General features: G+C 70.1%; 21 protein-coding genes and 2 pseudogenes. 8 read left to right on the top strand and 15 right to left on the bottom strand.

Features of this window, described 5'->3' with window-relative positions:
• Positions 1–47: 47 nt before the first annotated feature.
• Both mqnP and Q4V64_RS30430 read right to left on the bottom strand, forming a co-directional pair.
• Complete coding sequence (mqnP, locus tag Q4V64_RS30435; RefSeq protein WP_124440095.1) at positions 48–950, bottom strand: menaquinone biosynthesis prenyltransferase MqnP; 903 nt, start codon at positions 948–950, stop codon at positions 48–50.
• Positions 947–2,398, bottom strand: coding sequence for a menaquinone biosynthesis decarboxylase (locus Q4V64_RS30430; protein WP_124440096.1), 1,452 nt, complete (start codon positions 2,396–2,398; stop codon positions 947–949). Before Q4V64_RS30430 ends, mqnP begins: the two co-directional genes overlap by 4 nt.
• 87 nt (positions 2,399–2,485) lie before the next feature.
• Here Q4V64_RS30430 and Q4V64_RS30425 point away from each other — a divergent pair, with 87 nt between their 5' ends.
• Both Q4V64_RS30425 and Q4V64_RS30420 read left to right on the top strand, forming a co-directional pair.
• On the top strand, positions 2,486–2,875 hold the full coding sequence (locus tag Q4V64_RS30425; RefSeq protein ID WP_124440107.1) for a PLD nuclease N-terminal domain-containing protein: 390 nt from the start codon (positions 2,486–2,488) through the stop codon (positions 2,873–2,875).
• 137 nt (positions 2,876–3,012) lie between these two features.
• On the top strand, positions 3,013–4,413 hold the full coding sequence (locus tag Q4V64_RS30420) for a cytosine permease (protein ID WP_124440097.1): 1,401 nt from the start codon (positions 3,013–3,015) through the stop codon (positions 4,411–4,413).
• Positions 4,414–4,432: 19 nt separating this feature from the next.
• On the opposite strand, the gene Q4V64_RS30415 is transcribed toward Q4V64_RS30420, so the two are convergent.
• From Q4V64_RS30415 to Q4V64_RS30405, 3 genes and pseudogenes are all read right to left on the bottom strand, one after another.
• Positions 4,433–6,217 carry a LamG-like jellyroll fold domain-containing protein gene (locus tag Q4V64_RS30415; RefSeq protein WP_124440098.1) on the bottom strand — a complete coding sequence of 595 codons (1,785 nt, stop codon included), beginning with the start codon at positions 6,215–6,217 and terminating at the stop codon, positions 4,433–4,435.
• Positions 6,218–6,284: 67 nt separating this feature from the next.
• Positions 6,285–6,389 (bottom strand): annotated as a pseudogene (locus Q4V64_RS55330) (DUF397 domain-containing protein); the annotation flags it as partial.
• Positions 6,346–7,302 (bottom strand): helix-turn-helix transcriptional regulator, encoded by a 957-nt coding sequence (locus tag Q4V64_RS30405; protein WP_172629192.1) that lies wholly within the window; start codon positions 7,300–7,302, stop codon positions 6,346–6,348. The pseudogene Q4V64_RS55330 and the gene Q4V64_RS30405, both read right to left, overlap by 44 nt.
• Positions 7,303–7,414: 112 nt before the next feature.
• Here Q4V64_RS30405 and Q4V64_RS30400 point away from each other — a divergent pair, with 112 nt between their 5' ends.
• The gene (locus tag Q4V64_RS30400) at positions 7,415–8,050 is read left to right on the top strand and encodes a hypothetical protein (RefSeq protein WP_124440101.1); all 636 of its coding nucleotides are present in this window, start codon (positions 7,415–7,417) and stop codon (positions 8,048–8,050) included.
• Between the two features lie 250 nt (positions 8,051–8,300).
• Here Q4V64_RS30400 and Q4V64_RS30395 read toward each other — a convergent pair whose 3' ends face one another.
• The 3 genes from Q4V64_RS30395 to Q4V64_RS30385 all read right to left on the bottom strand — a co-directional run bounded on the left by Q4V64_RS30395 (position 8,301) and on the right by Q4V64_RS30385 (position 10,842).
• Complete coding sequence (locus Q4V64_RS30395) at positions 8,301–8,813, bottom strand: hypothetical protein (RefSeq protein ID WP_124440102.1); 513 nt, start codon at positions 8,811–8,813, stop codon at positions 8,301–8,303.
• Between the two features lie 851 nt (positions 8,814–9,664).
• The gene (locus Q4V64_RS30390; protein ID WP_124440103.1) at positions 9,665–10,012 is read right to left on the bottom strand and encodes a hypothetical protein; all 348 of its coding nucleotides are present in this window, start codon (positions 10,010–10,012) and stop codon (positions 9,665–9,667) included.
• A gap of 62 nt (positions 10,013–10,074) precedes the next feature.
• A complete protein-coding gene (locus Q4V64_RS30385) occupies positions 10,075–10,842 on the bottom strand; it encodes a CDP-alcohol phosphatidyltransferase family protein (RefSeq protein ID WP_124440104.1) in 768 nt (255 codons plus the stop codon).
• 138 nt (positions 10,843–10,980) lie between these two features.
• Between Q4V64_RS30385 and Q4V64_RS30380 the strand changes: the two genes are divergently transcribed.
• The gene (locus Q4V64_RS30380; RefSeq protein WP_124440105.1) at positions 10,981–11,913 is read left to right on the top strand and encodes a transglutaminase domain-containing protein; all 933 of its coding nucleotides are present in this window, start codon (positions 10,981–10,983) and stop codon (positions 11,911–11,913) included.
• A gap of 41 nt (positions 11,914–11,954) precedes the next feature.
• Here the strand turns inward: Q4V64_RS30380 and Q4V64_RS30375 are convergent, their stop codons facing one another.
• Positions 11,955–12,908 carry an IS481 family transposase gene (locus Q4V64_RS30375; RefSeq protein WP_303708863.1) on the bottom strand — a complete coding sequence of 318 codons (954 nt, stop codon included), beginning with the start codon at positions 12,906–12,908 and terminating at the stop codon, positions 11,955–11,957.
• 117 nt (positions 12,909–13,025) lie between these two features.
• Positions 13,026–14,285, bottom strand: a complete 1,260-nt coding sequence (locus Q4V64_RS30370) for a PucR family transcriptional regulator (protein ID WP_148100382.1) — start codon at positions 14,283–14,285, stop codon at positions 13,026–13,028.
• Between the two features lie 99 nt (positions 14,286–14,384).
• On the opposite strand from Q4V64_RS30370, the gene Q4V64_RS30365 reads away from it, so the two are divergent.
• From Q4V64_RS30365 to Q4V64_RS30350, 4 genes are all read left to right on the top strand, one after another.
• Positions 14,385–14,852, top strand: a complete 468-nt coding sequence (locus Q4V64_RS30365) for a nucleoside deaminase (RefSeq protein ID WP_172629193.1) — start codon at positions 14,385–14,387, stop codon at positions 14,850–14,852.
• Positions 14,845–15,810: a 2-oxoglutarate and iron-dependent oxygenase domain-containing protein gene (locus Q4V64_RS30360; RefSeq protein WP_124440108.1), complete on the top strand. Its 966-nt coding sequence runs from the start codon at positions 14,845–14,847 to the stop codon at positions 15,808–15,810. Before Q4V64_RS30365 ends, Q4V64_RS30360 begins: the two co-directional genes overlap by 8 nt.
• Positions 15,811–15,915: 105 nt before the next feature.
• Positions 15,916–18,048 (top strand): hypothetical protein, encoded by a 2,133-nt coding sequence (locus Q4V64_RS30355; protein WP_124440109.1) that lies wholly within the window; start codon positions 15,916–15,918, stop codon positions 18,046–18,048.
• Positions 18,048–19,598, top strand: coding sequence for a hypothetical protein (locus Q4V64_RS30350; RefSeq protein WP_172629194.1), 1,551 nt, complete (start codon positions 18,048–18,050; stop codon positions 19,596–19,598). Before Q4V64_RS30355 ends, Q4V64_RS30350 begins: the two co-directional genes overlap by 1 nt.
• 15 nt (positions 19,599–19,613) lie before the next feature.
• Here Q4V64_RS30350 and Q4V64_RS30345 read toward each other — a convergent pair whose 3' ends face one another.
• The 5 genes and pseudogenes from Q4V64_RS30345 to Q4V64_RS30320 all read right to left on the bottom strand — a co-directional run bounded on the left by Q4V64_RS30345 (position 19,614) and on the right by Q4V64_RS30320 (position 24,538).
• Positions 19,614–20,018, bottom strand: a complete 405-nt coding sequence (locus tag Q4V64_RS30345; protein WP_124440111.1) for an SRPBCC domain-containing protein — start codon at positions 20,016–20,018, stop codon at positions 19,614–19,616.
• 61 nt (positions 20,019–20,079) lie between these two features.
• Positions 20,080–21,000, bottom strand: a complete 921-nt coding sequence (locus Q4V64_RS30340; protein ID WP_124440112.1) for a CU044_5270 family protein — start codon at positions 20,998–21,000, stop codon at positions 20,080–20,082.
• Positions 20,997–21,627: pseudogene (locus Q4V64_RS55325) on the bottom strand (sigma-70 family RNA polymerase sigma factor). The gene Q4V64_RS30340 and the pseudogene Q4V64_RS55325 overlap by 4 nt, the downstream one beginning before the upstream one ends.
• Positions 21,628–21,716: 89 nt before the next feature.
• On the bottom strand, positions 21,717–22,811 hold the full coding sequence (gene ccsB, locus Q4V64_RS30325; protein WP_124440113.1) for a c-type cytochrome biogenesis protein CcsB: 1,095 nt from the start codon (positions 22,809–22,811) through the stop codon (positions 21,717–21,719).
• Positions 22,808–24,538, bottom strand: coding sequence for a cytochrome c biogenesis protein ResB (locus tag Q4V64_RS30320; protein WP_124440114.1), 1,731 nt, complete (start codon positions 24,536–24,538; stop codon positions 22,808–22,810). Before Q4V64_RS30320 ends, ccsB begins: the two co-directional genes overlap by 4 nt.
• Positions 24,539–24,540: the final 2 nt, after the last annotated feature.

Here is a 24,540-nt window from a genome sequence, read left to right as displayed (position 1 = left end):
GGTGTCGAGCCTATCCGTCAGCTCTCATGATTCGGACCGCGACCTTTTCAGACTGTCAGTCCGCGCACCAGAAGATCCATCAGCGCGCACACAAAAAGGGCAATTCCAATGAACCCGTTGACGCTGAAGAACGCCCGGTTCACGCGGGACAGGTCGTGCGGGCGGACGATGTTGTGCTCGTACACGAACGCGCCCGCGACGATCAGCAGCCCGAACCAGAGGAAGGTGCCCGCGTCCGTCGCGACCGCGTACCAGACGAACAACCCCGTCGTCACCGCGTGGCAGACCCGCGCCCCCCAGATCGCCGCCGGGATGCCGAAGCGGGCCGGGACCGACATGACGCCGATCTCGCGGTCCGTCTCCACGTCCTGGCAGGCGTAGATCAGGTCGAAGCCGCCGATCCAGATGCCGACCGCCAGGCCCAGGACCACCGCTTCCCACGACCACTCGCCGGTGATCGCCAGCCAGCCGCCGACCGGGCCCATCGCCTGGGCCAGGCCCAGGATGGCCTGCGGGAAGTTCGTGAAGCGTTTGCCGTAGGGGTAGACCACCATCGGGATCACCGCGATGGGGGCCAGGGCCAGGCAGAGGGGGTTGAGCAGGGCCGCCGCGCCGAGGAAGACGACCAGCGCTATCAGGGCGCCCGTCCAGGCGTGGCGGACCGACATCGCTCCCGTGACCAGCTCCCGCTGCGCCGTACGGGGGTTACGGGCGTCGATCTCCCGGTCGATGATCCGGTTGACCGCCATCGCGAACGTCCGCAGGCCCACCATGGCGACGGTGACCAGCAGCAGCCGGCCCCAGTGGATGTTCTTGTCCCACTGGAACATCGCGGTGAGCGCGGCGATGTAGGCGAAGGGCAGGGCGAAGACGGAGTGCTCGATCATCACCAGGCGCAGGAAGGCCTTGGTGCGTCCCGGCTGCGGGATCGCGGCGGAGGCGCTGCTCACAGCCCGTACTCCTTCCAGCGCCGATCCACCTTCGCCGCCGTCTCCGGGTCGGACTCCACCATGTCCGGCCACCCCCCGTCCCGCGTGTAGCCCTCCTCGGGCCACTTCCTCGTCGCGTCGATGCCCGCCTTGCCGCCCCAGAACTGCTGGTAGGAGGCATGGTCGAGGTGATCGACGGGGCCCTCGACGACCGTGAGGTCGCGCGCGTAGTCCGTGTTGCCGAGCGCGCGCCAGGCGACCTCGTGCAGATCGTGGACGTCGCAGTCGGAGTCGACGACCACGATCAGCTTCGTCAGGGACATCATGTGCGCCCCCCAGACCGCGTGCATCACCTTCTGCGCGTGCTTCGGGTACTTCTTGTCGATGGAGAGGATCGCGCAGTTGTGGAAGCCGCCCGCCTCGGGCAGGTGGTAGTCCACGATGTCCGGGATGATGATCTTCAGCAGCGGGAGGAAGAACCGCTCCGTCGCACGGCCCAGCGGCCCGTCCTCCGTCGGGGGCCGGCCCACGACGATCGACTGGAGCAACGGCCGCTTCCGCATCGTCACGCAGTCGATCGTCAGGGCGGGGAAGGGCTCCTGCGGCGTGTAGAAACCGGTGTGGTCGCCGAAGGGTCCCTCGGGCAGCATCTCGCCCGGCTCCAGCCAGCCCTCCAGCACCACCTCCGCCTGCGCCGGCACCTGGAGCGGCACCGTCTTGCAGTCGACCATCTCGATCCGCTTGCCCGCGATGAACCCGGCGAAGAGGTACTCGTCGATGTCGCCGGGCAGGGGCGCGGTGGAGGCATAGGTGACCGACGGCGGACACCCGAAGGCGATCGCCACCGGCAGCCGCTCGCCCCTTCGCGCCGCCACCTGGTAGTGGTTCCGGCTGTCCTTGTGGATCTGCCAGTGCATGCCGATCGTGCGCCGGTCGTGGCGCTGGAGGCGGTACAGGCCCAGGTTCCGAATCCCGCTCTCCGGGTCCTTGGTGTGCGTGAGCCCCAGGTTGAAGAAGGAGCCGCCGTCCTTGGGCCAGGTGAAGAGGGCGGGCAGCGCGTCGAGGTCCACCTCGTCGCCCCGCAGCACGACCTCGTGCACGGGAGCCTCCTTCACCTTCTTCGGCGGCACGTGCGTCATCGCGCCGAGCTTGCCGAAGGCCTCGCGCACGCCGACGAAGCCGTGCGGCAGCTCCGGCCGCAGCAGGCCGCCGATCTTCTCGCTGATCTCCGCGTACGACTTCAGGCCCAGGGCCTTCAGCAGCCGGCGGTCGGTCCCGAAGACGTTCATCGCGAGGGGCATCGAGGAGCCCCGCACGTTCTCGAAGAGGAGCGCCGGTCCGCCGGATTTCTGCACCCGGTCGACGATCTCCCCGACCTCCAGGTACGGATCCACCTCGGCCTTGATGCGTTTGAGGTCGCCCTCGCGCTCCAGCGCCCTGAGCAGGGAGCGAAGATCGTCGTAAGCCATGGGGTCAAGTATCCCCGAGCCGTTACCCTGGCCTTGTACCTGGGGCCCCTGACCGTGGCCCCGACGACGACTTCGCTGAGAGGCCCCATGCTCCGGGTGCTGATGTTCCTCGTCCCGCTGGCGTTGAGCATCTACGCGTTCATCGACTGCATCAGCACGAAGGACGAGGACGTCCAGTACATCCCGAAGCCGCTGTGGGCGTTCCTCGTGCTGCTGTTCCCCCTCGTCGGCTCGATCTCCTGGCTCATCGCGGGCAAGAAGCGCCACCCGGCCACGGCGGGCGGCGCGCTCGGCTCCGCCGGCTCACCGTGGAACCGGGGCGGCGGCGGCCGGCAGTGGGTCGCGCCCGACGACAACCCCGAGTTCCTCAAGTCCCTCAAGGACGAGGACAGGGACGGGGACGACAAGGACGACAAGGGCAAGGACGAGAAGGACCGGGACAAGCGGGACGGCGGCGAGGACCCGAAGGCGGACTGACGCCGTCGACGCCTCCGGGTGCGCCCATGTGCGTCCATGCGCCTCCGGGGTGCCTACAGCTTGTACGTCGGCGAGCCCCCCGAAGCGGACAATGCGCCCCTGGGCCGGGGCGGGCGCGGGCCGGACACTTACCTCGCATGACGACTGCTCCCGCCGACTCCACCGGCACCACGCTCACCCCCGCATACGGTGACAAGGTCATCGCCGTCGAGACGGCGGGCTCGGAACCGATCCCCGACGCCGAACGGCACGGCAACCCACTTCAGTTGCTGTGGACGTGGGCCTCTCCGAACATCGAGTTCGCGACGGTCTACATCGGCGTGATCTCGGTCCTCTTCTTCGGCCTGAACTTCTGGCAGGCGACGGCCGCGCTCCTGCTGGGCACCGCGCTCGGATCGCTCACCCACGGGATCCTGTCCCTGGACGGCCCGCGCTTCGGCGTTCCACAGATGGCGATCGGCCGCTTCTCCTTCGGTTTCCGGGGCAATCTGCTGCCCTCGGGTGTGAACGCGCTGGTCGCGGGCGTCGGCTGGTTCGCCGTCAACAGTGTGAGCGCGGCTTTCGCCCTCAACACGCTGACGGGCCTACGCCCCCTCCCCTCCCTGCTGCTCGTCGTGGCCGCCGAGATCGTGATCGGCTTCATCGGCCACAACTTCGTCCACGCCTTCGAGAAATACGCCTTCCCGGCACTGGCGGTCGTCTTCCTGCTGGCCGGCGTGTGGACCTTCAAGGAGGCCGACCTGGGCGGGGCGGGCGCCGGGGGCGGCATCGGCGGCTTCCTGCTCGCCTTCAGCGCGGCCTGGGGCTACACGGCGGGCTGGAACCCGGGCGCGTCGGACTACTCCCGCTACCTCCCCCGCACGGCGAACCGCTTCAAAACGGTCCTGTACCCGGCGCTGGGCCTGTTCGTGTCCATCGCCGTCGTCTCCGTGATCGGCGCGGCGTCGGCGACGATCGTGGCACCCGAGGACGCGACCCCGACGGCGGCCTTCACGGGCCACCTCCCGGGGTGGCTCAGCGACTTGGTCCTGCTGGCCATCATCCTGGGCGCGGTCTCCGCGAATGCCCTCAACGTCTACTCGTCGGCCATGTCGATCACGTCGCTGGGCCTGAAGCTCCCGCCGTGGCTGGGCCGCAGCGCGATCGTCGTGCTGTGCGGTCTGGCCGGTACGGCCGCGGCGTGGGCGTCGCTGGCGGACGCGGGGCACACGTACGAGGCGTTCCTGCTGGTCATCGCCTACTGGGTGGGACCGTGGCTGGGGGTCGTGCTGGTGGAGCGGTGGAGCCAGGGCCGTACGGCGACGGACGCCGACCTGGCGGGGCGCCTGAGCGACCGGACCTTCACCAACTGGCCGGGCATCACAGCCCTGTTGACCGGCATCGTGGTGTCCGTCCCCCTCTTCTCCAACCAGGAGAAGTACGTCGGCTGGGTGCCGGAGCGGTGGCCGTCCTTCGGGGACATCACATGTCTGGTCGGGTTCGCGGTGAGTGCGGGGCTGTACGGGGTGCTGCGAGGGCGGATCGGGTCCCGGGTCTGAGGGGGCGGGAACCCACGGGTCACTTCAGGGTCTTGATCCGGGCGGAGGTGAGGGCCCGGTCGAAGACGCGTACATCTCTGATGGCGCCGGGGAAGAAATCGCTGGGCTGCCGGTCGAAGGTCGCGCGGCCGATCATGAGACCGCCGGGGGCGGGGGTCGGCTTGGTGTCGTCGGTCTCCGCCTCCTGGACGCCGTTGACGTACAGCCGCAGCTTGCGGTGGGCGCCGTCGCAGACACCGACCAGGTGCGTCCAGGTGTCCACGGCGGGGACGGAGTAGCCGACCGCGCGCAGGCCGGGGCGGGCGAAGGCCCAGCGCTTCTCGTCACTCGAGTACTGGAGGTAGAAGCCGCTGGCCTCGGCCGCCTCTTGGCTGACGGCGGTGGCGAAGAAGCCCGGCTCGGTGGACAGACAGACCCAGGCCGCGACCGTGAAGCTGCGCCCGGCGCCCGTCCTCACCACCGGCCCCTCGGTGACGATCTGACTCCGGCTCCCGTCGAACTCGGCGGCCCCACCCTTGCCGGCCCGCCAGCGGACCTCGGTCGCGGTGCCGTCGTTGCCGCGGACGGTGTCCCGGGCGAGGGCACCGGAGGCCTCGTCGAGTGGCCAGATGCCGATCGGTTGCGCGAGGCGCGGGGCGGAGGGGGAGGGAGAGGGCGACGCGCTGCTGCCTTCGGCGCCTTCGTGGTCGGCCGCTGACCGGTTGAGCCAGAAGCCCGCACCGACGCCGATCGCGGCTACCGCGCCGACTCCGGAGAGGAGGAAGGCGCGGCGGCTGCCGCCGGGGCCGGATGGTGGGTCGGCGGGGACGGTCGGAGGACTCGGTCTGCCGGGGGGCGGTGGCTGGGTGGTGTCCAGGTGCGTCCGATGCACCTGGGTGGACGGGTGGTCCAGGTGGGCCGCCTGCTGGTGGGTGGCTGCGGGAGCGGGGCCGGACATGTGGGTGGCCCCGTCGGCGTTCCGCCGCTGAACGGCGGGCCGCAGCGCCATCGTGCTCTCGCCGCCGGCCGGGCCGACCTGGGTGAGTATCTCGCGCGGTGTCGGGCGGCGGGCGGGGTCCTTGGTCAGACACGCGGTGATCAGGGCGCGCAGGGCCGGGTCGGCGACGGCGTCGACATCCGGTTCGTTGTGCACGACGCGGTAGAGGAGGGCCGGGGTCGGTCCCCCTCCGAAGGGGTTGCCGCCGGTCGCCGCGAAGGCCAGAACCGCGCCCAGGCAGAAGACGTCACTGGCCGGGGTGATCTCGTCGCCACTGACCTGCTCGGGGGACATGAACCCCGGCGAGCCGGCCATGTGCCCGGTCCTCGTGATCGAGTCGCCCTCGACACTGCGCACGATCCCGAAGTCGATGACCCTCGGCCCGTCCTCCGCGAGCAGCACGTTGGAGGGCTTGAGGTCGCGGTGGACGAGGTTCACGGCATGGATCGACATCAGCGCCTCGGCCAGCCCGGCCGCCAGACCCAGCACCGCGCCCGCGCCCATCGGCCCCTGCTCGACGACCACCTGCTCCAGCGACGGCCCGGCGATGTAACTGGTGACCAGCCACGGCAGCGGCGCGTCCGGGTCGGCGTCGATGACGGGCGCGGTGAACGCCCCGCTCACCAGCCGGGCCGCCTGCACCTCCCGCCGGAACCGGGACCGGAACTCCGGCCTGCGCACCAGCTCGGAGTGCACCACCTTGACCGCGACGAGCCGCCCGCCCGGAGACCGGCCGAGGAAGACCCGCCCCATACCGCCCGCACCGAGCCGGCTCAGTAACCGGTAGTCCCCGACGGAGCGCGGGTCGTCCGGCTCCAGCCCTGCCACAAGTGCCTCCCGGCGTGCGTGCGTTGCCTGTACGGGCAGGCCCAGCATAGATGGGCAGCCCGAAGGCTCAGCGGAGGGCAAAGGTGAACGCCGACCAGGCGGAGGGGGAGATGAGGAGGACGGGGCCGTCAGGGGTTTTGCTGTCGCGGACGGGGACGAGGTCGGGGAAACCGGGGGCTACTTCTATGCAGTTGCCGCCGTCGTTGCCGCTGTAGCTGCTCTTGATCCAGGTCGTTGCGCTGAGCTCGTGCCCGTTCATCGTGCCCGTACCCTTCCATCGCCTCGCCGATCAGTGCGGCAGACTCCGAGGCAGACAGAGCGTCAGCCCTGAGCACATCATAAGTTCGACTGTGGCGTGCGTAGAGGGTCGGATCGTTGCTGAAGTGGCCACGGCTCAGCGACTCCGAGTAGACCCAGCGCTCTCCACCGGGCATCGTGATCAGCGACACGGACGTGGTGGGGCGGACGATTCCGGCGGCGGCCGGGGCGACCTGAATGCGGATGTTGGGACGCTGCCCGATGCTCAGCAAGTGCGCACACTGGTCGCGCATCACGGCAGCGCTCCCCACCATGTGGCGCAGACAGCTTTCGTCCAGTACAGCGACGTACAGCGGCCCGTTGTCGGCGAGGAAGCGTTGCTGTCGGCTCAGGCGTGCCCGGACCCGTTCCTCGACTTCGTCGCCGCTGGCTGTCTGGGAAAGCAGGGCCCGTGCGTAGTCCGGCGCTTGCAACAGGCCAGGGATGACCATCACCTGGTACTCGTAGAGCTGGGTCGCCACCGCATCCATCTCGGCCCTCCGCCGGAACCAATCCGGATGCTCCACCTGCGGATACCAGTCGATGCGCCCCCACAACCGCATCAACACCCCACCCGTACCGAGAAGCTCGTCGCACTTCTTGGCGAACGTGTCCTGCGGGACCCGCGTACCCGCCTCCACCCGCGCCACGTGCGAGCGATCGCACGGAATCTCCTGGGCCAGCGCCCCCTGCGTAAGCATCGCCGCCTCGCGGAAGTGCTTGAGCACCTCCCCGAAGACGGCGGCCGTAGTGACCCCCGCTCCCCCCTCGGCATTGCGTCGGCTCACCGCTTCCCCCCTGTGACAGTCGATCAGTGGCACGCCTGAAGCATTGATGCGGACGATTCCCGTGGGCGACTCTCGATACACCCAGAGTTACGAAAGGTGCCAGGAGTTGGACATGGCTGAGCGGCTGGAACCGGGAACGATCGTCTACGACCCGCAGACACGCAAGGTCGGCGAGTACCGGGACAAGGCGGGCCCGTACGCGATGCTGCGCCCGATCGGCGGCGGACGGGAGTGGCAGGCGGACCCGGCGCTGATCCGTGCGGCGACACAGGAGGAACGGCTGCGCGCGGGGGTGAAGGCGCTCAACGACCGTTTCCGGGAAGGGCTGGGGACGTCACGTCAGCTGGATGACGTGTCCCTTCCCCCCGTACCGTTGCCCGGTTGCGCGACGTGCGAGGAGTTCGCGGCTCGGCGGGAGGCGGCGCGGGCCGGCTTCGACAGGAGCGCGGAGACGGACGCCAACGTACTGCTGCGCCAGCACCAGCGCCGGGACCACGGCGAGGCAACGGCCGCCCGACGCAGGATCCTCCGTTACGTGCCGTACTCGATCGTGCAGGACCCGTCCGCGCAGCCGGAGTACGAGGCGCACTGCGTCTCGGGGGACGAGGCCGAGTGCGGCGCCACGTCCGGACCGTACGGCGACCCGGCAGAGGTCGAGGAGTGGCAGCGCAAGCACACCCAGGAGACCCGCCACGCCCGCTACCGCAGAAGCTTCGCGGACTACGCGGTGCTTGAGAGGCGGGGATGACTGGTCGTACCCCTGGGGGTGTCGTGCTAGACAAAGATCAAGAAAAGTCCTTTGATTACTCCATGGAGACCTTCCGGGAAAGGCTGCGTCGACACACTGCAGCCTTATAGGTAGTGCGCGAAAGGAGCGTGCCGCATTGGAACTCATCCACTGCTGGCCACTGCTCGATACGCACAGGCCCGGCCCGATTGCGGCGGGCCGGGTTCCATGTGCCGCAGGCAGGCTTTTCGCCGCCCTTGGTCCGCGGGGGTCAGTGGTGGTTTTTGTCGATTGCTCGGAAGCTGCCGACAAGCGCCGTGGGTACCACGGTCCCGTCGGTGACTGTCGTGCCGGGGATTGCGCTGGCGGAGCCTCGGGGCCCGATAGTCGCAATGGGAGCGCCGGCGTCGCAGGTAATCCCGTTGAAGAATTCGATGGTCCGGTCACTCTCGTTTCGGACGTTGAAGGTGCTGGCGGGACTGCTGATCACAGCGGTGCACACACCCGGATCTGCTGAATACGTTCGCTCGTTGACGTGGATCCGTCCGTCGTGGTCGTTCCTGTCGCGGTGGTTCGGCTGGCCGTCGCCTCCGAGGTTCGCCTGGCCGTCGCCTCCGAGGGGCACAGAGGCAGCGGCATCCTGCACCGACGGGGCGGACTTCGGAACGGAACTGGAAGCCGAGGCGTAGTTCACACAGGTTGCAGCCAGGGCCGTAATTCCCACCGACGCTGCGATCGCGACAACGGCACGCCTACGCGCTCCGTATCTCCTTCTCTCAGTCATTCCGTTTCTCCATCTCTCAGGGATGTCAGCTGAGCGGCCGACCAAAAATGAACATACTCAGGCCTTATTTGTGACGCCACCTCAGAATTGCCCGAGCGGGGCCAAGAAGGGGCCGATCGAGTGTTCGAAAGCCCAGAGTCGCTGATGTGATGCGCCATCAAAAACTGGCAGCTGAAAGCGACTTGGTAAGGAAGTTGGGCCGACCGGGGGGCCGGGCTGATGCCCCTTCACACCGCCGCTGGCGTGTCGTTCCTTGATAACACTCCGCACAACGGCTAGGACCTGCCCGCCTGGGCTTCTCGCCGCGCCGGGTGGATCGTGCGGCAATTGGCAGATCCGTTCCACCCTTACGCAGAAAAAGCCCAGGTCAGCTGGTCGTTCCGGTGGAACACATCTGCCAATCACTGGATGAGGGCCTGCCATCAGCCGCTGGGCCGGGCCGGCGTGCCCCCGCCCAGCCGACGCGTACCGCCACCACCCACTCGCCACCACCCACTCACCGCTCGCCGCTGAGCCGGCCCGGCGTGCCGGCGAGGCGCGAGCGCGCCCCCGCACGCCGGTCCGCTCTCGGACGACGTAAGGGACCGCCCACCTGGGCCACCCGTTCCTCCGGGCCGCTCGCTCGCTTCTCACCCGTGCTGGAGCGAGCCGAGTCAAGGGTGGCCCGCAGGGCCATCGGCGCAGCCGACGCGGAGCGACAGCGGAGCGCCCTTTACTCGGGTCGCGGAAGCACGACACTGGCCAAGAGGCGGGCGGCCCAACGGCCACTCCTCCGACAGGCGCTCGCTCAAGCAGCCCTCGACGGAGCGGCCCTCGACCAAGCAGCCCGCGACGGCCCCGCCCCGCCCACTTCACTTCCCCGGCTTCCCCGGCTCCCCCGGCTCCCCCGGCTCCCGCAACTCCCCCGGATCAGTCTCCAGCCACGTCAGCAGCATGTCGTCCAGGACTGATTCCAAGGGCCGTCCCGACGCCTGGGCGTTGACCTCCAGCTGGACGGTTGCCCAGCAGGTGAGGCTCATGACCAGGGCTCGGAGGCCGTCCGTGCCGTACTGGGACAGGATCTCGTCGGCGCAGTCGAGAGCCTCCTTGGCGACCTGTTCCTCCGGGTACGTGCCGGCCGCTTTGCGCAGGAGGTCGATGGAGATGCGGGAGATCTCCGGGGCGATGGCGGCCAGGCGCTGGTCCTCTTCTGGGTCCATGCGGTTCACCGTAGGCGCGGAGCCCTCCACCGCGTACCGCTTCCCGCAGAAATCCGCCGACCTCACCGCAGCCGCGACGACGACAGAATCGACAGCAGGTGGGCCGGAACCATCACCCACGTGATGACAGCCAGCGCGCCCAGCGCCCAGCGGGTCGGTTCGATGCCGCCGGTCGCCTGGTCGGCGACGGCCGCGACCAGCAGGACCAGCGACGCCTCGATGCCGTTCGTCACGCGGTGGATCTTGAAGGCGGCGGCCAGTCGGCGGACCGTGGCCACACCCTGCGAGCGCGGCCGGGTCGACTCGTCGTCGACGACGCCCAGTCCGCGCCGGGCGCGGGCCACGTCGACGAGGTCGGTCGAGGCCTTGAGCAGTACGACGCCCAGGGCGGTGGCGATGCCGACCGACAGCCAGCCGCCGAACCCGGACTCGGCGGCCCGGTAACCGGCGCCCGCCATCAGCGCAGCGTCCGCGAGGTAGGCGCCGAGCCGGTCGACGTAGATGCCTGCCGCGCTGTTCTGCCCCTTCCAGCGGGCGACTTCGCCGTCCACGCAGTCGAAGAGGAGGAACAGCTGCATCAGGACGACGGCGAGTACGGCACCGGTCAGGCCCGGGATCATCAGCGCGGCACCGGAGGCGACCCCGCACACGACCATGGCCCAGGTCAGCTGGTCGGGGGTGACCGGCGTGCGCACCAACTGCCGGGTGAACCGCAGCGAGACGCGCCGCATGTACAGCCGACCCGCCCAGTGCTCGCCGTTGCGGCTCGCGAGCTTGGCCTGCGGCTGGCAGACCTCCCGCAGCTCCTCCAGAACCGGAGCAGCAACCATGACCGTTCTTCCTCCCGCCGGGGCCCAACTGCCGCAGCGCGCGGCGTGATCGGCACAGGTTACTTGGCCGGATACCTGACCGGTCACTTGCCCGGACCGCTGGACATTTTGCGGGGAATTTTGCCACGGTGTCCAACCATGACCGTCACCCCCATCACACAACTCGCCCCGGACACCGCCGCCTTCTACGCCACGCAGAGCGCCATCTCCGATCCCGGCGAACTCGCGCCCCTCTACGCCGACCTGGCGGACGACCCCGCTCAACTGGCCCGCGTGTCCCGCGACTTGCTGATCCATCGCCTTGAAGGAGCGCAGTTCCACCACACCCACCCGCAGGACCGCCTCCACAACGACGCCGAGGCCCGCTACATCGACGACATCCTGCGGATCATCGTCGGGCGCGACGACGCCCCGCTGACCCGGCGGCGCGAGGTCCGCGACCGGTTCGTCGGAGTGTGCCGCGACTTCTCGCTGCTGCACTGCTCGTTCCTGCGCCATGCCGGCATCCCCGCCCGCATACGGTCCGGTTTCGCCGACTACTTCGGCAACAACGGCTTCCACGGTGACCACGTGGTCACCGAGTACTGGGACGCCGAACGGGGCGCCTGGCTGCTCGCCGACGCCCAGCTCGCCGACCCCCTCGTCACCGACTACTGGAACGTGGACTTCGACCCGATGGACGTCCCCCGCGACCGCTTCCTGGTCGCGGGCGAGGCGTGGCGGGCGATCCGGGAGCGCGGGGCGGACCCGGAGACCTTCGGGCTGCACCCGCCGGCGGAGGGGCCGCTCTGGGGGGAGCGGTTCGTGGCGGGCAACGTCCGGCTCGACCTCGCTGCCCTGAACAAGGTGGAGACCCTGTTGTGGGACATCTGGGGAGAGGAGGAGGGGAAGGAGCCGACCCTGTCGGACCCGTCCCGTGAGCTGTACGACCGGGTCGCCCAGGTCATCGGCGACGACGTGCCCTTCGACACGGCAAGGGAGCTGTTCGCCGGGAACGACACCCTGCGGACCCCGGAGACGGTGCTGTGCATGGCGCCGTACAACGGGACGAGCCGTGTGACACTCCGCTAGGGCCTGTCGCCCTAAGGGCTGTCGCCCCAGGCCCTGTGGCCCTAAGTGTATTGCCCTGAGAGGTTAGGGACGCGGCTGGCGGGTGGTTGGCCCTTGAGCGCGGTGTGTCCGCGGTGGTGATTGTAGGTGTGCAGCCAGCTGGGGAAGGCGTCGCGTCGTTCCTGCTCTGATCGGTAGGGGCGGGCGTAGGCCCATTCGTCGAGCAGGGTGCGGTTGAAGCGTTCGACCTTGCCGTTCGTCTGCGGCCGGTAGGCGCGGGTTCGCTTGTGCGTGATCCCGGCTGCTGCCAGGGCGTCTCGCCACAGGTGGGATTTGTAGCAGGAGCCGTTGTCGGTCAGGACGCGTTCGACGGTGATCCCGCAGGTGGCGAAGTACGCCTGGGCGCGACTCCAGAAGCCGACAGCGGTCTCCTTCTTCTCGTCTGCGTGGATCTCGCTGTAGGCCAGGCGGGAGTGGTCGTCGACGGCGTTGTGGAGGTAGCTGTAGCCGGCGCCGGACCGGGTCTTGCGGCCCGCCTGGCGTCCGAGGGTCTTGTGGCCGCCGCCGTCGGGGATGTTGCCGAGCTTCTTGATGTCGACGTGGACCAGTTCGCCGGGCTTGGCACGTTCGTAGCGACGGATGACGCGCCCAGTGGCCCGGTCGAGGTGGGTCAGGCGGGCCAGGCCGTAGCGGGTCAGCACCCGGTGCACGGTGGACGGCACCAGGCGGAGCAGGCCTGCGATCCGTGCTGGCCCCCACCTGCGCAGTACGCGGACTTTGATGATCCTGCGCTCGGTACGGGTCGGGGTCCGTCGCGGGCTGGTGCGGGGGCGGCTGGAGTGGTCGGCCATGCCAGGCTCGCCGAGCCGGCGGTAGCGGTCGGCCCATCGCTGTGCGGTGGTTGGCGAGACTTGGAATCGCTCAGCGGCCCGGCGCAGGGTCCAGCCGTCCTCGACCACGCAGCGGGCCAGGCGCAGGCGTCCGGTCTCGGTCAGGGGTGCATTACGGTGGGGCACGAGGGCCTTTCTGTCGTCCGGCGTAGATGTCGCAATCCACACCGAGCCAGAAGGCCCTCACCCATTTCAAGACCACACGTCAGTGATCGCTGTCACCAACCTCCGTGGACAGAACACCTAAGCCACCGTCCGCAGCCCGCCCGCGACCGCTGGGCTCATCCCCCGCACCACCCGATGCGCACAGACCGCCGCCAGCAGCTCCCCCAGCAGATCCGGATCGTCGATCTCCAGTCCGAGCAGGGACTCGATCCGTTCCAGGCGCTGGTAGAGCGACTGCCGGCCGATGTGCAGCAGCGCGGCGGTGCGGGTGGGTGAGCAGCCGTGGCGCAAGTGGACCTCCAGGGTGCGGACGAGGTCGCTGGGGTGGGCCGCCTCCCAGGCCAGCAGCGGGCCCAGCGCGTGCTGGACCAAGCCCGCGAGCCGCTCCCGGTTGGCGTCCACGCCGCCCCGCGTCAGCTCCCGTTCCAGGGCGAGTGCGCGCGAGGACGTCACCAGCGGGCCGTCGGGTACGCCCGGTTCGGCCGCCGGCACGGTCAGCGCCAGCTCCAGCGTCGTACGGGCCGCGCGCAGCGTGTCGCTCCAGCGCAGCCAGCCGCTGCCGGCGTCGACGGCGTGGCCGACCGCGACGGTCAGGCCGGGCTCGGCGGCGGTACGGAAGGCGTCCTGGACGGCGCGTATGGGATCACCGGGCCGTCCGCCGGAGAGTGCCAGCAGCGCCAGCACGTCCCCCGGAAACGCCGCCCGCAGCACGCCCGCCCCGCCCAGCAGCCGTGCCGCCCGGTCGACCGTGCTCACGTCCCGCGTGCCGTGCAGGGACACCCCGATCAGGCGGGCGCCGGGGCCGGGGTGGAACCCGGCGAGCGCCGACCGCGCCTCCACCTCGGGCTGGTTCAGTGCCGCGCGGTCCGCGAGGTCCGCCAGCAGCGCGGCCGTATGGTCGTCGCCCCACGGCCGTACGACGGACCGTCCGGACAGTCCCCGGGCCACGATCGCCCGGTTGGCGGCCTCCGTGATCCGTACGAAGGGCACGACCCGGTGCAGCGCCAGGAGAGGGAGCCCCAGGCGGCGGGCCTCGTCCGTCACCTCGGCGGGCATCGACGGCAGCGAGCGCCCCACCTCCACCGCCAGCCCGGCCGCGTCCCGCGCCGCCAGCTCGCGCACGTACCGCCGCCGGTCCGTCTCCTCGGCGTCCGTCAGTCCGAAGCCGTTGGTCAGGAGCAGTTCCCCGCCGTCGAGGAAGTTCGCGCCCTCGTAGACCTCGCTGGAGTGCACCCAGCGGACCGGGCGGTCCAGGGCGTCCTCCCCGGCCAGCAGCTCGGGCTCGGCGGCGCGTACCGGGTCGAGGGCCAGGACTTCGCGGAGGGTGAGTGCGGGCACGGGAACCTCCAGGGCGCTGACAGTTCGTCCGGCTGCGGGCTGCCCGGAGAGTACTTTCCGCACGTTGCCCTCGTGTTTCGGCCACAGGAGAGTGGAGGCATGGACCCCATCGACCCCATGGATCAGGCGCCGGCCCGGACCTGGCTCGCCACCGCCGTCGAGGAGGCCCGCGCCGGGCTCGCCGAGGGCGGCATCCCGATCGGCGCCGCGCTCTACGGCCCCGACGGCACCCTCCTCGGCCGTGGCCACAACCGGCGCGTCCAGGACGACGACCCCTCCATGCACGCGGAGACGGCCGCCTTCCGGGCGGCGGGACGGCAGCGGTCGTATCGCGGTACGACGATGGTGACCACCCTCTCGCCGTGCTGGTACTGCTCCGGTCTGGTCCGCCAGTTCGGCATCTCGCGGGTCGTGATCGGCGAGGCGGCCACCTTCCACGGCGGCCACGACTGGCTGGCGGAGCACGGGGTGGAGGTCGTGCTGCTGGACGATCCGGCGTGCGTCGAGATGATGCGCGACTTCATCGAGAAGAATCCGGCACTGTGGAACGAGGACATCGGTGAGTAACCCCCGCATTCCCACGATCGACCTGAGGCCCTGGCTGGACGGTGACCCGGACACCCGCGCCGGCATCGCCCGCACCGTCGACGACGCCCTCCGGACCGCCGGATTCCTCCTGGTCACCGGGCACGGCGTGGACCCATCCCTGCGCGCCCGCATCCGGGAGGCCGCGCGTACCTTCTTCACGTTCCCCGTCGAGGTCAAGCAGCCGTACGCCGCGAAGGTCGGAGGTCGTGGATGGCTCGGGCCCGGCGCGGAGGCCAACGGGTACTCGGAGGGGACCGAGACGCCGCCGGACCTGAAGGAGTCGCTGACCTTCGCGACGCACGAGCCCTTCGACGACCCGGTGGTCAACGCGGAGTGGTACGCGCCCAATGTCTGGCCCACGGAGGTGCCGGAACTGCAGGCACTGTGCGAGGAGTACCTGGGACGGATGGCCGAGCTGGAGAAGCAGCTCCTTTCCCTGCTCGGTGACGCCCTCGGTCTCGAAGCCGACTTCTTCTCCCGGCACATGGACCATCCGACCTACGGCTTCAACATCAACTGGTATCCGGGGACCGAGGTCGTCGGGGAGCCGCAGCCGGGGCAGTTCCGGATCGGCCCGCACACCGACTTCGGGACGGTGACGATCCTCGACCGGCAGGCCGGCAAGGGCGGCTTGCAGGTCTACACGGACGAGGGCGGCTGGGAGGACGCGCCGTACGACCCGGACGCGTTCACCATCAACATCGGGGATCTGATGGCCCGTTGGACGGGTGACCGGTGGCGGTCGGGGCGCCACCGCGTCCTGCCTCCGCCGGCCGACGCGCCCGCCGAGGAGCTGATGTCGCTCGTCTACTTCGGCGAGTGCACGCCGGGCACGCGCGTGGAGTCGGTTCCGGCGCCGGTGGGGAGGGTGGCGTACGAGCCGGTGGACTCGCACGCGTACCTGCGGGAGAAGCTGAACTCCATCACAGTCGGCTGACAGGTCGGGCAACGGCCCGAGATTTTCGTAACGCAACGGACACCACACGGTCTGGCCCGTACCAACTACCCCTACTTACCCTGGTATTGAGCTCTGGGGGGAGAGATGCGGGTGGGCAGACGGCTGCACGGGCGCGGGGCACTGTTCGACACGGATCCGGCCGGTCTCGCCCCACGCCTCGTGGGCCTGCGTCCCCATCAGCACCGGGCCATCGCCGTGGAGCATCCGAAGGAGCTCCCCTTCGTCCTGCTCACCGGCGGGCGCGGGCTGGGCAAGAGCGCGGTGCTCGGCGAGTTGCGGGACGCCTACAAGGGGCACACCCCGGTCGCGTTGATCGACTGCGAGGACGCCCAGTTCGCGGCACCGTCCGGCGGGCGGCCCGCCGAGGCCTGGTCGCCGGTGTCGCAGGCGCTGCTGGTGGTCGCCGAGCAGCTCGCCGAGGCGGTGACCGGCGCGGGGCGGATCACCTTTCCCCGGCTGATGTCGGGCCTTGTCGCGGTGGCGGCGGGCGGCTGGGGTGATGCCGACTCCGAGCGGATCCGGCGCGAGGTGGAGCGGATCCTGCTGCTGAACGAGGGCGGGTCGTGGATCGGCGGGTTCGCGGGGCGGATGGTCGGCCGGGTCACCGCCAACGTCGTCGCGGCGGTGAGCGGCACCGGGCCGCTCGTGGCGTCGGCGATCGAGGCGACCTTGGAGTCCTTCTCCGACAGTTTCGTCAGCCGGCGCCACCAGCGGGCCGCCACCTGGTGGCGCGACTACCCGAACGCGAGCGGCAACGCCCGGCGCGGTCTGATCCTGCTCTCCGGGCACTTCCGGGCCGGCGGCACCTCCCGCGAGCACGCCGAGCGGTATCTCGTACGGGCGCTGCTCGCCGACCTGGCCGACGCCTACGCGGGCGTGCTGCCGCGCATGCGGCGGCTGGGGCGGCCCGTCGTGCTCATCGACAACGCGCAGTCAGCGCCCGGCCCGCGGCTGACCGACGCCGTGCTGCGCGACCGCGCCGACGGGATCGCCGACCAGGTCGTGTTCGTCGGCGGGCTGCGCGGCCACGACCACCCCGCCCTGCGCAACGCCGTACGGCGGTCCCTGCCCGAGGTGGTGCGGCGCAGCGACTGGACACCCGACCCGGCCGCCCCGTCGTCCCGGGCGCTGCTGGTGGCGCTGCCGCCGCTCGGTCCCGACGACACCCTGCACCTCGTGGGCGCGGTCTGCGCCGAGGTCCCGGTCCCGCCCCAACTCCCGTACGCCACCCACCGGTTGACCGGCGGCAATCCGCTCGGCATCGTCCTGCTCGCCGACTCCGCCGCGCAGAACCTGCCGGGCGCCGCCTCGCTGGGCGAGCTGCTCACCGCCGACGTGACGCGGCACGAGGACCGCGAAGGACGGCCCACCTACCTCGAACTCCTCGACCGGCTGGTGCCCGCCGACCACCTGGACGAGCTGACGGTGCTGGCCGCCGCCCACGACCACGACTCGGCGTGCGCGCTCGCCGACGCGCTGCTCCCGGACGACTTCGGCCCTGCGGACGTACGGGCCCTGCAGACCCGGCTCGTGCGGGAGGGGCTGCCCGAGGTGCCGGGCCGGTTCGTCGGGGATTCCTTCGTACGGACCCTGCTGTTGCTGCGGCTCCATCACCGGGACGCCGACCACAGGCACTGGCGGGAGGCGCACGAGACGCTCATCCGGTACTACGAGCCCTCGGGCCACGACGACGATCCCGCCCGCGCCCGCTACCGGCTGCATCACGAACTCGCGCTCGGCGGTACGGAGCCGGCGGTGGCGTATCTGCGCGACGCCTTCCCCGCCCTGGACATCCGCACCTGGCTGCGGTCCCTGCGCTTCATCGCCTCGGCGCCCTACTTCCACGCGCACGACGCCGAGGGCCACGACTTCGCGGGACGCGAGGACCGGCGGGCGGCGATCGCGCTCGGCCGTACGGACGCCGGACAGGTCGTGCCGACGGGTGTGGACGCGGTACTGCATCTGCGGATACGACGGCTGCTGCACGCCGTGTGGCAGCTGACCGACCCGCTCGCGCTGCCCGACGCGAAGGTGTGCGACCGGCTGCGGTTCGAACTGGAGCAGCTGTCCAACCTGCGGCCGGCCGGCAACGCGCTGCTGTGGCGGGCCTCGCGGGACTGGCCGGAGGACGCGCGCGCGGGCAGGCCCCTTCGGGTTCCGGACGACGGGGACGGCGACAGCGGGGACGACGGGCACGACGGGGACGGGGAGGCGTGATGGCACGCGGTTTCGGAGTGTGGTTGCGTGAGGGCGTCTGGGAGATCCCCCTGCGCCGGTACCTCGCCCTGCTGGTCGCCGCCGCGGTGGTGGCCGGTCTGGTCACCGGCGGCCGGGTGCTGCTCCGCGACGACCGTTCGTGCGCGCCCGGTGTCGTCATGCCCGAGGGCAGCGACGAGTGCGTGGGCGTGTCGACGACCGACTACTACTTCGACCGGCCCCAGCTCCGGGACACCATCCGGGCGATCGACCGTGAGAACAGGTCCCTCAAGGACGGCAGTTATGTCACCGTCGCCCTGCTGGAGCCCTTCACCGCGACCGACCCCGACAACCTGGGCGACGCGCTGCACGAGTTGCAGGGCGCGTATCTGGCCCAGTACCAGGCCAACCACTCCTCCAACGGCGCGCTGCCGGCGATCCGGCTCGTGCTCGCCAACCCGGGGGCGACCGGCGCGCACTGGGAGCACACGGTCGACCGGCTGGAGCGGATGACCGAGGGCGAGGACCGGCTGCGGGCGGTCACCGGGGTCGGTCTGAGCACCGCGAACAACAAGAAGGCCGTCGCCGAGCTCACGCGCCGCGGCATCCCGGTGGTCGGCACCTCCATCACCGCCGACGACCTCGCCAACGGGCAGAACGGCAAGGACCCCTTCCCCGGGCTCGCCCGGGTCTCCCCCACCAACTCCGACGAGGCCCGCGCGCTCGCCTCCTTCGCCAAGGTCTCGGCCGACAAGGCGGTGCTGGTGCACGACCAGAGGGGCGACGACCCGTACGCGCGGACGCTGCAGAACTCGTTCGAGAAACTGCTGAAGGGGTCCTCGTACGCGCCGTGGTCGTTCAACCCGCCCGACGACCGCAGCCAGGAGGGCAACACCGCCAACGACTTCCGGCAGATCACCCACCTCGTCTGCGACACCGGCGACAGCACGGACACCATCCTCTTCGCCGGGCGGCACACCCAACTGCGCCAGTTCATCAACGCGTTGGGTCAGCGGGGCTGCCAGGACCGCAAGTTCACCCTGCTCACCGGCGACGAGGCCTCGTACCTCACCGGGGACAGGAAGCTCGACCGGGACGCCCTCAAGCGCAACCTCTCCGTGCGCTACACGGCTCTCGCCCACCCGGATGCCTGGGTGAAGGGCCCGGCCCCGACCGGCGGTTCCGCCCGGGACGCGAAGGCGCTCCTGGACCTGGTTGCCGAGGCGCGGGGCGACAAGGTGGGGCCGATCGGCGAGGTCGACCTGGAGGACGGCCAGCTGATCATCGCGTACGACGCCATGCGGCTCACCTACCAGGGCATCCGCGAGGCCAAGCCGGCCGGACGGACCGCCCCGGCGCTCGAGGACGTCAGCAACGAGTGGCGCCTGATGAAGGGCACGCAGCAGCGGGTGAACGGGGCGAGCGGCTGGATCTGCCTGGACAACCACGGCAACCCGTACGACAAGGCCGTACCGATCGTGGAACTGACCCCCGAGGGCGCGGCCCGCTTCGTGCGGATCGCCTGGCCGGAGGGGAAGCCGCCGTCGAAGGAGTGCCTGCCGCCGTCTTAAGTGCCTGCCGCCGTCTTAGGCGTGCCGCTCCAGTTGATCGATCAACCGCTCGAACCGTCCCCGCCAGCGGGACTCCGACTCCCCGTCCCCCTGGAACTCGTGCGTGAAGCGCAGGGCGGACCCGTCCTCCCCGTCCCGCTCCAGATGGAAGCGGATCCGGCCGCCGCCCTCCACCGTGTACTCGGCGACCCGGTCCACGTCCCACGCGGTCACGTGCCCGGACCCCAGGTCACGCAGGGTGACCGCGCCGCCGAGGCGGGGTTCCAGGAGATCGGCGGGGGTGAACCAGGTCGCGAGCCCCTCGGGGGTGGCGAGCGCCGGCCAGACCGCCTCCATGGGCCTCGGGAGCCGGACCAGGAAGTGGAGGATGTGCGTGTTCCCGCGGGTGTGAATGGTGCCCTGTTCGATGGAACCGGTCATGACACCAGCGTGACCCCGGGAGCGGGCTTGCGCATGTGGTTACGGACGGCTCGTGGGAGGCTCAAGGCCGCTCGCCCTTCTTGTCGACCACCGTGCGCTCCAGGATCGCGAAACGGCCGGTCACCTCGCCCTTTTTGAAGCCGTTCGCCCGGTCCTCGACCGCGACCTCGCGCTCGCCGAGGAATTCCTTGGTCGTCTTGTCGAAGATCAGCTCGGTCCGCTCCCCGTCGTCGATCCGGGCCACCGCCACTCCGTGCCGGCCGGCCGCGTCCACCGCGTCGTCGATCACGAAGACGCCGGAGATCTTGGCGGCCGCCCGGTAGAGGGCCGCTGCCTGCGCGGGCGGCATCAGGGACTCGCGGGCGAGGTCACCGACGAGCACGAAGTTGGCCTCGTCCTTGCTGTTGCTGCCCTCGCTGACGCTGTTCAGCCACTTGAACATCTTGTCGGGGTCGGTCGGCAGGGTCTGGAGGTGGCGGTAGTTGGTGTTGGACGGGATGCCGGGGGTTTGCGCCTCCAGAGGCTCGTTGTAGGACCTCTGGTAGGGCGCGTGCATCATGCCCTCGCGGCCGTCAATGGACAGCCACACCTCGCGCTGGTAGATCGGATCCAGCTTTGCGGGCCCGTCGTTCGTCTGCGAGGTCCAGCCGCCCTTGCTCTTGATGTACACGAACTGATCGTCACGGATGTCGGCCGGCACCTGGGTGTGCTCGGCCGCGAGCGCGATGTCCTCCAGCAGCTTGACGGCCTCCTTGGTGGCGGCCCGCTCCGCCGGCTCGGACGGGACGGTGAGGGTGACGGCGACGGCGGTGACGGCCGCGACGGCGCCCGCGATCAGGGCGGTGCGCAGAAAGCGCCTGCGTACGGGGACTATGGACGATTCCTGCCGGATCTCGGTCATCAGATGCTCCTTGAGGAGTCGGTGACGGCCCGGCGGAAGGTCTCTCTCGGGAAGCTCGGGAAGCTGCGGGAGCTGGTTCATCGGTTTCCCTCCCTCAGGGGCCTGACCGCGGTGGTGCGGTCACCTCTCATCTGTCCGCGTGTTTGGGGGAGTTCCAGATGTTTCGCGAGTTTTGTCCGCGCCCGTGCCAGCCGCGACCGTACGGTCCCCACCGGCACCCCGAGCGCCTCGGCCGCAGCCCGGTAGTCCAGCCCGGACCACACGCACAACGCCAGCACCTCACGCTCGGTCCGCCGCAGTCTCTGCAGCGCGGTGCGAACGACGGCCAGTTGCGCGGCGTCGTCCAGGCGCCCGGCGATCTCGTCGGCGAAGTCGCGCACCGTCTCGTCGCGGGGCAGGCGGGCGACGGCGGCGGCGTGTCTTCGGGCGGCGCAGGCGGGTGATGGGGGTCCCCCCGCTCGAGCGAAGCCGAGAGTGGGGGAGCGTGACGTTGGTGGCGATGCCGAGCAGCCAGGGGCGCAGGGAGCCGCCCTCCTCGTCGAGCTTCGCGCGCAGCCGCCAGGCGTCCAGGAAGGTCAGCGAGACGACGTCCTCGGCGACCGTCCACTCCCCCGTGAGCCGGTAGGCGTGGTTGTAGACGGAGCGCGCGTAGGCGTCGAACAGTTCGCCGAAGGCGGCGTGGTCCCCCGCGCGGATGCGTTTCCTCAGATTCGTATCCACGTCTCTGTACCTGTCCGTACGACGAGGGCCGGTTCCTGTGACCTGAGTCACAGGAACCGGCCCTCGTCGTACGGGCTTCAGACGCCCGCGTACGAGTGCTTACCGCTCACGAAGATGTTGACGCCGTAGTAGTTGAACAGCCAGCAGCCGAACGCGATCAGCGCCAGGTAGGCGGCCTTGCGGCCCTTCCAGCCGGCCGTGGCGCGGGCGTGCAGGTAGCAGGCGTAGGCGACCCAGGTGATGAAGGACCAGGTCTCCTTGGGGTCCCAGCCCCAGTAGCGGCCCCAGGCGTCGCCCGCCCAGATGGCGCCCGCGATGATCGTGAACGTCCACAGCGGGAAGACGGCCGCGTTGACGCGGTAGGAGAACTTGTCGAGGGAGGCCGCGGCGGGCAGCCGGTCCAGGACCGAGTTCGCGAACTTGCCGGGCGTGCCGCCGGTCGCGAGCTTGTTCTCGTAGGAGTCCTTGAACAGGTACAGGATCGTGGAGACCGCGCCGACGTAGAACACCGCGCCGCAGAAGATCGCGGTGGAGACGTGGATGTACAGCCAGTACGAGTGGAGGGCGGGAACCAACTGGTCGCTGGCGGTGTACAAGACAGTGACAGCGAGGCCGAGGTCGAGGAGGACCGTGGTGATCAGGAACAGCCCGAGCCAGCGCACCTGCTTCTTCAACGCCAGCAGCGTGAGGTACACGCCGACGGCCACCGTGGAGAAGGTGATGTTGAACTCGTACATGTTGCCCCACGGCGCCCGCTCCACAGAGGCCGCGCGGGCGACGACCCCGCCCAGCTCCACCAGGAAGGCGAGCACGGTGAGCGAGATGGCGATACGCCCGTAGAGGTCGCCCTGCTCGTCCCCGCCGTGCGCGCCCGGCCCGTCGGGCACGTCGCGTGCGCCGGCCGCGGCCCGGACGACGACCTGCGGCCGCTCCAGTACGGCGGTGCCGCCCGCGTTCTTCACGGTGACGGCCGGCGCCTTGGCCGCCGTCTTGGAGGTGAGCGCGGCGGCCGTGCGGCCGACCTTGCTGCGGCTGCCGAGGAGCCATTCGGCGATGTACGCGAAGAAGGCCAGGGTGTAGACGGCCATCGAGGAGTAGATCAGCGTGTTGCTGATGTTGGCGAGGTTTTCGTTGGCGGCGGCGGCAAGATCGGTTGCGGCGGCGAGAGTCACTGCGTCTCAGCCCCTTCGGCGGTGGCAACGGGGTCGGGGGAAACTGAAGGTTCTGCGGTTTCTGCGGGGCTGTCGTCGGGATCCGGCGCGCCCGGGGCTCGGTCGTACAGGATCCCGGCGAGATCGCCGAGTTCCTCGGGCACCTTGGCGGACTCGCTGCGGCCGAGCCCGGCCATCTCCACGACCGTCACACCGTCGGCGCCCTTCGCCGCACGCACCCACACGCGTCGGCGCTGGATGAACAGGGAGGCGGCCAGACCGAAGATCGCGGTGAGCGCGCCGCCCAGCGCCCAGCCGCTGCCGGGCTGCTGCGTGACCTGGAAGTTCGCCCACTCCTTGGTGGCCTCGTAGGTGATCGAGCCGGCACCGTTCGGGAGCTTCATGGTCTCGCCGGGCTTGAGGTTCGACCTCAGCTGCTCGCCCTTGGAGTCCTTGAACTGCTTCATGTGCGTCTTGTCGAGCTGGTACACACTCTGCGGAATGCCTGAGTTGACGCCGAGGTCGCCGTGGTACGGCGTCAGGTTCAGCACCGGGTTCCGCAGCGCCGGGAAGGTGGAGGCCGCCTCGTTGCCCTTGGTGTACGTCGGCAGGAAGAAGGCCTGGAAGCCGAGCTGTTCGCTGACGCCCTTGGCGTTCTTGTAGCCGTCGAGGACCTTGATCACACCGGAGGAGGTGACGTTGGAATCGAGCGGCAGCAGCGGGACGGCGTCGCTGTAGACGACCTTGCCCTTGCCGTCCCGGACGGTCATGAGGGGGGCGTAGCCGTGGGCGGTGAGGTAGACCTTCGAGTCGCCGACTTCCAGCGGGTAGTTGGGCTTGATGAGGTCCTTCTTCTCCTTGCCGTAGGCGCCCTCGCTGTAGGTGACGGCGGCCTGGTAGATGCGCGGAGTGCCCTTGCTCGGGCCGGACGCCTCGTAGGTGCCGGTGAATTTGTTCAGGTTGAAGCTGAACGGCACCAGGTCGTCGGTGCTGAAGAGGTTGCCGGACTTGAAGTCGTCGTAGGAGATGAGGGTGTTGGAGAAGCCGTCGCCCTCGACGACGAGTTTGTTGCCCTCGGACTTGAACAGCTGGCCCCAGGCGAAGGCGACCAGCATCACGATGAGGGCGATGTGGAAGGCGAGGTTGCCGATCTCGCGCAGGTAGCCCTTCTCGGCGGCGACGGCGTCGCCGGTGAGGTGGGCGCGGAAGCGGCGCTTCTTCAGCAGGGCGAGCGCGGCCTCACGCACCTGCTCCGGCTCGGTCTCGGTGCGCCACGTGGTGTAGGCGGGCAGCCGGGTCAGCCGCTTGGGCGCGCGCGGCGGGCGGCTGCGCAGCTGGCCCACGAACTGCCAGGTGCGGGGCACGATGCAGCCGATGAGGGAGATGAACAGCAGGATGTAGATCGCGGAGAACCACACCGAGCTGTAGACGTGGAAGAGGCCGAGCTTGTCGTAGATGTCCCCGAGGGTGGGGTTCTTCTCGCGGAAGTCGGCGACCTTCGTCGCGTCGACGCCGGACTGCGGGATCAGCGAGCCGGGGATCGCGCCGAGCGCCAGCAGCAGGAGCAGCAGCAGGGCGACCCGCATGGAGGTCAGCTGCCGCCAGAACCAGCGCAGCCAGCCGATCACGCTGAGGGAGGGCAGGTTGGGCGAGCCCTCCACGGGCGCGGTGGACAGCTGGGAGCCGGCGGCGCCCAGGTCCCGGTCCTCGGCCCGGTCAGGGGTGGCGTCGGTGGTGGTGTTGCTCATGG

It is taken from the genome of Streptomyces sp. NL15-2K (assembly GCF_030551255.1).
Lineage (GTDB): Bacteria > Actinomycetota > Actinomycetes > Streptomycetales > Streptomycetaceae > Streptomyces.
Note: the sequence above shows the minus strand (reverse complement) of the source record. Positions and strands in the feature narration are given on the sequence as shown.

What these genes read in the sequence shown, in the direction of transcription:
- Q4V64_RS30400 (WP_124440101.1), top strand. Translation starts at nt 7,415, where the DNA reads ATGGCTGAGCGGCTGGAACCGGGAACGATCGTCTACGACCCGCAGACA.
- Q4V64_RS30355 (WP_124440109.1), top strand. Translation starts at nt 15,916, where the DNA reads ATGCGGGTGGGCAGACGGCTGCACGGGCGCGGGGCACTGTTCGACACG.
- Q4V64_RS30345 (WP_124440111.1), bottom strand. Translation starts at nt 20,018, where the DNA reads ATGACCGGTTCCATCGAACAGGGCACCATTCACACCCGCGGGAACACG.
- Q4V64_RS30395 (WP_124440102.1), bottom strand. Translation starts at nt 8,813, where the DNA reads ATGACTGAGAGAAGGAGATACGGAGCGCGTAGGCGTGCCGTTGTCGCG.
- Q4V64_RS30430 (WP_124440096.1), bottom strand. Translation starts at nt 2,398, where the DNA reads ATGGCTTACGACGATCTTCGCTCCCTGCTCAGGGCGCTGGAGCGCGAG.
- Q4V64_RS30390 (WP_124440103.1), bottom strand. Translation starts at nt 10,012, where the DNA reads ATGGACCCAGAAGAGGACCAGCGCCTGGCCGCCATCGCCCCGGAGATC.
- Q4V64_RS30425 (WP_124440107.1), top strand. Translation starts at nt 2,486, where the DNA reads ATGCTCCGGGTGCTGATGTTCCTCGTCCCGCTGGCGTTGAGCATCTAC.
- Q4V64_RS30350 (WP_172629194.1), top strand. Translation starts at nt 18,048, where the DNA reads ATGGCACGCGGTTTCGGAGTGTGGTTGCGTGAGGGCGTCTGGGAGATC.
- Q4V64_RS30365 (WP_172629193.1), top strand. Translation starts at nt 14,385, where the DNA reads ATGGACCCCATCGACCCCATGGATCAGGCGCCGGCCCGGACCTGGCTC.
- Q4V64_RS30385 (WP_124440104.1), bottom strand. Translation starts at nt 10,842, where the DNA reads ATGGTTGCTGCTCCGGTTCTGGAGGAGCTGCGGGAGGTCTGCCAGCCG.
- Q4V64_RS30320 (WP_124440114.1), bottom strand. Translation starts at nt 24,538, where the DNA reads ATGAGCAACACCACCACCGACGCCACCCCTGACCGGGCCGAGGACCGG.
- Q4V64_RS30420 (WP_124440097.1), top strand. Translation starts at nt 3,013, where the DNA reads ATGACGACTGCTCCCGCCGACTCCACCGGCACCACGCTCACCCCCGCA.
- Q4V64_RS30380 (WP_124440105.1), top strand. Translation starts at nt 10,981, where the DNA reads ATGACCGTCACCCCCATCACACAACTCGCCCCGGACACCGCCGCCTTC.
- Q4V64_RS30340 (WP_124440112.1), bottom strand. Translation starts at nt 21,000, where the DNA reads ATGAACCAGCTCCCGCAGCTTCCCGAGCTTCCCGAGAGAGACCTTCCG.